Genomic DNA, 6,898 nt, shown 5'->3' on the forward strand with positions numbered 1-6,898 from the left:
ACTTGCATCTTTCGAAAAGTATCTCAGAAGAATCGGTAAGACGCTTCTGGAATATCAAGCTGAAAATTCAGCCTAAATCATAACTCAATCATATCAAAAATGGAATCTAAAAGCAAATTTTGCTTTAGCAAAACGTAACTCATGTTTAAACTTTTTTTGGGACATTTTCAATTTCGCTTGACAATCTCAGAAGAATCGGTAAAACGCTTCTGGAATATCAAGCTGAAAATTCAGCCTAGATCATAACTCAATCATATCAAAAATGGAATCTAAAAGCAAATTTTGCTTTATAAATGTAACTCATGTTTAGACTTTTTTTGGGACATTTTCAACTTCGCTTGACAGCATTTCTATTTTTAAGACCAGCAACGCCAGGAATCGTCAGCATGATAAGTAGGCTGAAAATGTAGAGCAAACTCAAGAAAACAACAACAATCATGACTGAATTGTATTGATCAAGCAAGAAACCGATGATAACTGACGAGAAACCACCCACTGCACGCCCAACATTCATGATAAAATTATTTGCCGTAGCACGAATTTCCGTCGGATACAAACTCGAAATAATCGCACCATAACCACCGTACATACCATTGATAAAATAACCAACAACAACCGCCGCCGCAATCAATGTTGCTGTGTTATTAGCAAGTGTCAAGAGGTATACAGAAGCCGCTGAACACACGAGGAAAACAGCGTAAGAGAATTTTGCGCCTAACTTATCCATGACCGTCCCGAAAGTCATCATACCAACCGACATCCCAAGAATCGTGCTGACCATCCAAAGTGACGACCCTGCAACATCAATATCGAGCTTAACTTGCATGATTTTGGGTAACCAATTCATGAGACCGAAGTAGCCCGCGATTTGCACCATAACCATAAGACTGAGCCCAATCGTTTGCCAAGCCGTTTTGCCATTCTTGAAAAGCAAGCCGATATGACCACGATTAGCGCTGTCAGAAGTTGTAAAACTTTCAGGTTCTTTGATGTCCTTGCGAATCCACAAAACCATGAGAACAGGCAAAATACCAATCACATACAGCATTTTCCACCCCATAATCGGAATGATGATTGAGGCTAAAACAGCAGCAAGAATCGCGCCAATTTGTCCACCAATGGCAACGATAGATGTTGCTTTACCTAGCTTTTCCTTGGGTGTTGACTCAGAAACGAGCGACATACAGGCGCCATACTCGCCACCAGCACCAATCCCCGCAATGAAACGGAACAAGTAAACCAAATAAATATTTGAAGCAAAAAACATAAGCGCACTTGCCACTGAAAAGATAACAACAGTTGCAGAAAAAACCTTCACGCGACCAATTTTATCTGCCAAAAGTCCGAAAATAATACCACCAAAAAGCATACCGAAGTTGGTAATCGTGCCAATCCACCCCGCTTGCGTACCTGTTACATTGAAAGCAGCAATGATTGAGGTCATCGTGAATGACAAGAACATGATGTCCATGTTTTCTAAGCCGATCCCAGCTGCTGCTGAAATTAAAACTTTTTTCTGTGAGTTCGTGTTGTCCATTTTGAAAATTTTCTCTCTTTCTTGATCTTTGTTCAAAAAAATATATCATATCATTCTAACACTAGCTGACAAATTTTTCAAGAGGAAATGCACAAAAATTCTGAACTTTTTTCACTTATTTTTGGAAAATAAAAAAAGCCGAATTTCTCGACTTGATAACATCAAAACTCAACATTATGATAAACTTTTTGCACATCCTCATCATCTTCGAGGGCATCAATCAATTTTTCAAATATTGCCAAATCGTCGTCAGAGAGTTCGAGTTCACTTTGCGCAATCATCTCAAGCTCCGACACTGTAAATTCTGACACACCATTTTCACGCAAAACCTCAAGCGCCTTGTGCAGATCTTCTGGTTCGGTGTAGACAATCACTTGGTCATCTTGTTGCTCAACGTCACGTACATCAACCTCTTTTTCAAGCAAATATTCGAAAGTTTCGTCCGCATTGTCGCCGACAAATCCGATAACACCTGTATTATCAAACAGATATGAAACTGAACCCGATGAACCGAAATTCCCACCATTTTTATTGTAAGCAGCGCGTACATTTGCGGCAGTTCGATTGACGTTGGTCGTCAGCGTATCAACGATAATCATCGAACCGCTCGGCCCAAAGCCCTCATAACGCCCCTCGGTAAAGGTTTCATCACTGCTACCTTTCGCCTTATCAATCGCCTTGTCGATGATATGTTTCGGCACTTGCGCTTGTTTGGCGCGCTCAATCGTGAATTTCAGCTTTGAATTGAGTTCAGGATCTGGATCTCCTTGTTTAGCCGCGGCGTAGATTTCCACACCAAATTTCGCGTAAACCTTAGAGTTTGCGCCGTCTTTCGCCGTTTTCTTCGCGACGATATTCGCCCATTTGCGTCCCATTTTTATACCTCGTTTTAGTTGTTTTTATATATTTTACCATATTTTACTCGTTTATGGGCAATGTTTGCGTGATAATCGGTCTACGGCCGTAATTTTGCTCAGGAATCTCGCTATTGCCAAGCCTATAAATAGCGTCAGCGCGCAAGGTCAGCCTGTCTTTGTAAGCCTTCCCAATCCTTGTTACCACGTCAACATTTTTCAGATGCTCTTGCCCAACCTTTGAAAAGCCTAAAATATGTGGTGGGTTCAGCTCAAAAGTTTGTGACTTGCCAACATTGAGTAGCGTATACACAAGCAGCCGCTTAACGCGCGCTTTGGTATAGCGCTTTGTCGCGACTTGCGCAACCAGCGTGTCAAAATCGCTCGCCGTCAAAATCGCCGACTTGAGTCTAGCGGCAAGCTCCTCATTCATCTGGAAAATGTCGGTCAAATCTGCCGACAAAATCCGATATTTCAAAAGGGAAAAGTAGTCCGACCACTGAACCTTGGGCGCAGTCTGGAAACTCGCAAAGTTTGGCATAACAGCCGACAAGTCCACCCCCACATGCTCACGAATCGCCGTAGCCGATGCAAATTCACACAGACTGTCATCATGAAAGCCAGCACCAAGCCGCTTGATAGGGCGCATTTTCAGTGAAAACTCCGCTGCAGCCTTGGTATAAGCCAAACCCAAGATATGATTGGGTGTGTCACCAGCGAAAGTAACAGCCGCAAATTTCTGCCACATTTTCTGCGTTTTTTGCGGATATGACAGGGTTTGCGGTAACATTTTCAAAAAATCTTGCATAGCTGGCGCATTTTTGCTGTAAATCTCACGCAACTTGTCATAATCAATTGCGTCAGCATCCGTCCCGAAAACAAGTTGCTGACACCCAAGTTCTGCCAAGATTTCAATCGCATATTTGGCAAAAAAATCGGCGCTCTGCACACTTGAAAAAACAGGCATCTCAACAACAATATCTGCACCATTGCCAAGCGCCATATCCGCACGCACCCATTTATCAATAATCGCAGGTTCGCCACGCTGTAACCAATTGCCACTCATGATAACGATTTTCAAACCGCAAGCTTGTTCTAGCAAGTACTTATGACCATTATGAAAAGGATTGAACTCAGCAACGATTCCTGAAATCATGATTTATCTTGCCACTTTTCATAAACTTGCATGGCAATGTCGATTTCTTCCTTGTGTTTGGCTTTCAATTCTTCGTTAATTGACTGTTTTTCGACCAATTCAGCACGCTTGACTTTAGCAAATTTGGCAAAAATCGCATCCAAAATCTCGCGCATTTGGCGCGCCGCATTGTCCCTAACATCAGTATCAAAACGCCCCGTTTCGTCCGAATAAATGGCAGCCATTTTCGTCCATTCATTCATGAAAAAAGTATCAATTTCTTGATGAATATAACCCGCAAGCTCCTTTGGCGTACTTTCAAGATCAGCCAAAGCCGCACGACGTTTAGGCGTTGACACATAACGCGAGATCGGATTTTGCAAATGCTGATAAGTCGACTGCGGTTTGTCTGGCTCGTCAGAAATAACCTCTTTTTCACGTTTCGCCACTGTAACACGTGCTTTTTTTCGACTTGTCCGTCGCACGAACCACCAAACCAATAGCCCTAAAACGACTATACCGCCAAGCTCCTCTGAAATTGCCACTATCAAGCCCAGCACAATTAACCAAAAAACAATCTTCAACCAACGTGGAATCCGCCTCTCACGCTTATCAAGCGTAAAATAAGCTATCGCACCAACGATAATTACCACTATCAAATTTAGCATATGTTTGCCTTTCTATTCCTTTATCTGAATTTCAAGCTAATTTCCTACGAAAATTTGCGCCTATGGCGCATCGTTTTCAGTATCATCGTGTCGCCACAAAAAACCAACGGGCGCTATCATCTGTCGGTGCAGCATCTTCAAAATCAGCAAATACATTGACAGCAATAAAGCCAGCATTATCAAGCATGTTCAGATAGTCATCAATTGTGTAAGTTCGCTCATCATGGACTTCATCACGGCGCTCAAATTTGCCCTTGCCGTCACTGACAAAAAAGGTCAGCTCATGCGTAATGCTGTGCGGTTTTTCTCCCGAAAATGAGTCCCAAACAAAAGCAAAGTCCTCTTCATTTTCATGATAAGCATAGTTTGGAAAAACATCATCTATCTGATGAACGGAGTGAACATCGAAAATAAAGGTGCCACCTGCATTTAGGCTGTTGAAAACGCCGTCAAAAACCTGCTGAACTGCCGCACGATCAGGCATGTAGCAAATGCTGTCACTATAACAAGTCACGGCATCGTAAGTCCCAACATCGCTGAGATCGCGCATGTCGCCCTCAATAAAGCCGATACCGATATTTTCAGCAAGCTCGTCAAGGGCGCGGTTGTAGGCAATGGCGAGCATATCCTCAGACAAATCGAGACCCGTCACGGCATAACCGTCACGCGCAAACTGCACCGAAAGCTTGCCTGTCCCACAAGCAAGCTCCAAAATATCATGCACCTTTGCCGGCAAATGACGAAGCGAAAAGTCGTGCCAAGCCTTATAAAGCGTGTCATCCATGATACTATCATAAACCCGCGCAAATTCTTGGTAATTTTCCATGGCTACTCCTGTTTAGCGATTGAACGATGAAGTCGTGAAGAACTTAGGGTCTTGCTACATACAACGTGACTTAGCGATTTACCGCTTAGCCGTTGGGCGATTATTCAACAGAACAACCAAACTAGCAACAACTTCCATCATCTATTCTTATATAATTTATGCTGTCAACCATTCTGAAACATCAATCTCTGGCGCATCGTGCCAAAGTTTTTCGAGATTATAAGTCAGACGCATATCATGTGTCATAACGTTAATCACAACATCAATCAAATCAATCAGCACCCAACCGTCATTGCCCACACCCTCAACGCCGTGAATGCTACCGCCATTTTTCTTGATATGTTCAGTGATATTATCGACAATAGCGTCCAGTTGACGTGAATTCATCGCCTCCATGACGACAAGCGTGTCCATGACACCACTGACTTCACGCATATCAAGCGCAACAATATTCAGCGCTTTTTTATCATCAGCCGCCGTAACGACCGTTTGTAACATGTTTTGAGTTGTCATATTTGTTAGTTTATCTTTCTATTTTTAGGACTTTAATAAAATCTCAAGTTTTTAATAAAAGCATTATAAGTCAAAATCGTCTGCGGGTAAATCGGCAGCTTTTTATGGGCAAGAAATTCAACCGTGCGCACCGTTTCATAGGCAACCGCCGCATTCAAATCTTGCTCAAAAGCAAGGGTGCGCGCAAAATCAACACCGTCAAAATTGCGCCCCGTCTCAATATAATCCGCCACATAGAGAATCTTGTCAAGCAAAGTCATATCGCTACTGCCGACCGTGTGAATCTCAATCGCCCGCAGAATCTCCGAATCTGTGAGCCCAAAATCCTCCCGAATCTTGTAAATACCGACCATACCATGCCAGACGTTATTATCCCAGTGATACAAATCTGGGTCAAGCTGATATTTTTGGATGAGCAAGATAAAAGTCTTGTCCGTTTCTTCTTTGGCATAATCATGTAACAGTCCTGCAAGTTCTGCTTTTCTCACGTCAGCATATCCCCAGCGCTCAGCTAATTTGACAGCTGCTATGCCGACATTTTGGACGTGTTGAAAACGTTTTTCGGACATATTGTTTGATAACTTTGTCAATAATTCTGCCCGAGACAAATTAATTTCGGGAAAAAAGTCAAAAGCCATAAAGACCACGCTCCTTGATAAACTCTAATACCACATCAGGTATCAAAAATTTAGGTTCAATACCTGTTTGCAACATTTTTCGCAAGTTTTTGGACGAGACGTCCATTTGTGGCACATCAATCCAAATAATTGGTAACGACGTTCCCGTTCTGAATCTTGGGCGCTGTACCCCAACAAGTTGCACGAGTTTTGTCAATTCTCCCGCATTTTCCAACTGAGAAAGACCGCCAATCACATCGCTGCCCGCAATGAAATAAAAATCAGTATCGGGATTATTTTCAGAAAGGGTGCGCAAAGTTTCTGAAAGCGGTTGCGCCGAATTGAGCCGCGTCGTCTCGATACCAAAACCACTATTACCTTGAAGTGCACGCACAAGCATGCTGACAATCGTGGCATTTTCATCGTCATACTCGGGCATAAAAAGCACGCGCTCAAGATTCAGCTCACGCCGAACTTGATCAGCAATAACCAAATGCGCCACATGAATCGGCGCAAATTTGCCAACAAAAAGCCCGATTTGACGGCGATTGCCACTTTTCAGCGGTTCAAGTTCAACTTTTGTATAGGGGGTGAGAAGTTCAATTCCCATTGGCTACTCCTTTAGTGATTGAACGACGAAGTCGTGAAGAGCTTAGGGAAGTAGCTATCTACAACGTGCCTTAGCGGTTTAACGCTTAGGCGTTGGAGTGGCTACTCCTTTAGTGATTGAACGACGAAGTCGTGAAGA

Annotated in this window: 8 protein-coding genes; all 8 read right to left on the reverse strand. The window is 43.0% G+C overall.

The genetic code is table 11. The features are described 5' to 3' along the window. Positions 1 to 328 precede the first annotated feature (328 nt). The gene (locus tag Hs30E_RS10025) at positions 329 to 1,537 is read right to left on the reverse strand and encodes an MFS transporter (RefSeq protein ID WP_172209814.1); all 1,209 of its coding nucleotides are present in this window, start codon (positions 1,535 to 1,537) and stop codon (positions 329 to 331) included. A gap of 161 nt (positions 1,538 to 1,698) precedes the next feature. Next, positions 1,699 to 2,412: a YebC/PmpR family DNA-binding transcriptional regulator gene (locus Hs30E_RS10030; RefSeq protein ID WP_172209808.1), complete on the reverse strand. Its 714-nt coding sequence runs from the start codon at positions 2,410 to 2,412 to the stop codon at positions 1,699 to 1,701. 43 nt (positions 2,413 to 2,455) lie between these two features. Next, positions 2,456 to 3,550 (reverse strand): nucleotidyltransferase, encoded by a 1,095-nt coding sequence (locus tag Hs30E_RS10035; protein ID WP_172209815.1) that lies wholly within the window; start codon positions 3,548 to 3,550, stop codon positions 2,456 to 2,458. Next, on the reverse strand, positions 3,544 to 4,194 hold the full coding sequence (locus tag Hs30E_RS10040) for a hypothetical protein (protein ID WP_172209809.1): 651 nt from the start codon (positions 4,192 to 4,194) through the stop codon (positions 3,544 to 3,546). The genes Hs30E_RS10035 and Hs30E_RS10040 overlap by 7 nt, the downstream gene beginning before the upstream one ends. An 82-nt stretch (positions 4,195 to 4,276) precedes the next feature. Beyond that, positions 4,277 to 5,020 (reverse strand): class I SAM-dependent DNA methyltransferase, encoded by a 744-nt coding sequence (locus tag Hs30E_RS10045; RefSeq protein ID WP_172209810.1) that lies wholly within the window; start codon positions 5,018 to 5,020, stop codon positions 4,277 to 4,279. A gap of 156 nt (positions 5,021 to 5,176) precedes the next feature. Beyond that, positions 5,177 to 5,533: a ribosome silencing factor gene (rsfS, locus tag Hs30E_RS10050; RefSeq protein WP_172209811.1), complete on the reverse strand. Its 357-nt coding sequence runs from the start codon at positions 5,531 to 5,533 to the stop codon at positions 5,177 to 5,179. 32 nt (positions 5,534 to 5,565) lie between these two features. Continuing rightward, positions 5,566 to 6,171 (reverse strand): bis(5'-nucleosyl)-tetraphosphatase (symmetrical) YqeK, encoded by a 606-nt coding sequence (gene yqeK, locus Hs30E_RS10055; protein WP_172209812.1) that lies wholly within the window; start codon positions 6,169 to 6,171, stop codon positions 5,566 to 5,568. Continuing rightward, complete coding sequence (locus tag Hs30E_RS10060; protein ID WP_172209813.1) at positions 6,161 to 6,760, reverse strand: nicotinate-nicotinamide nucleotide adenylyltransferase; 600 nt, start codon at positions 6,758 to 6,760, stop codon at positions 6,161 to 6,163. The genes yqeK and Hs30E_RS10060 overlap by 11 nt, the downstream gene beginning before the upstream one ends. Positions 6,761 to 6,898 lie beyond the last annotated feature (138 nt).

The sequence above is a fragment of the Pseudolactococcus hodotermopsidis genome (assembly GCF_011170085.1).
GTDB lineage: Bacteria > Bacillota > Bacilli > Lactobacillales > Streptococcaceae > Pseudolactococcus > Pseudolactococcus hodotermopsidis.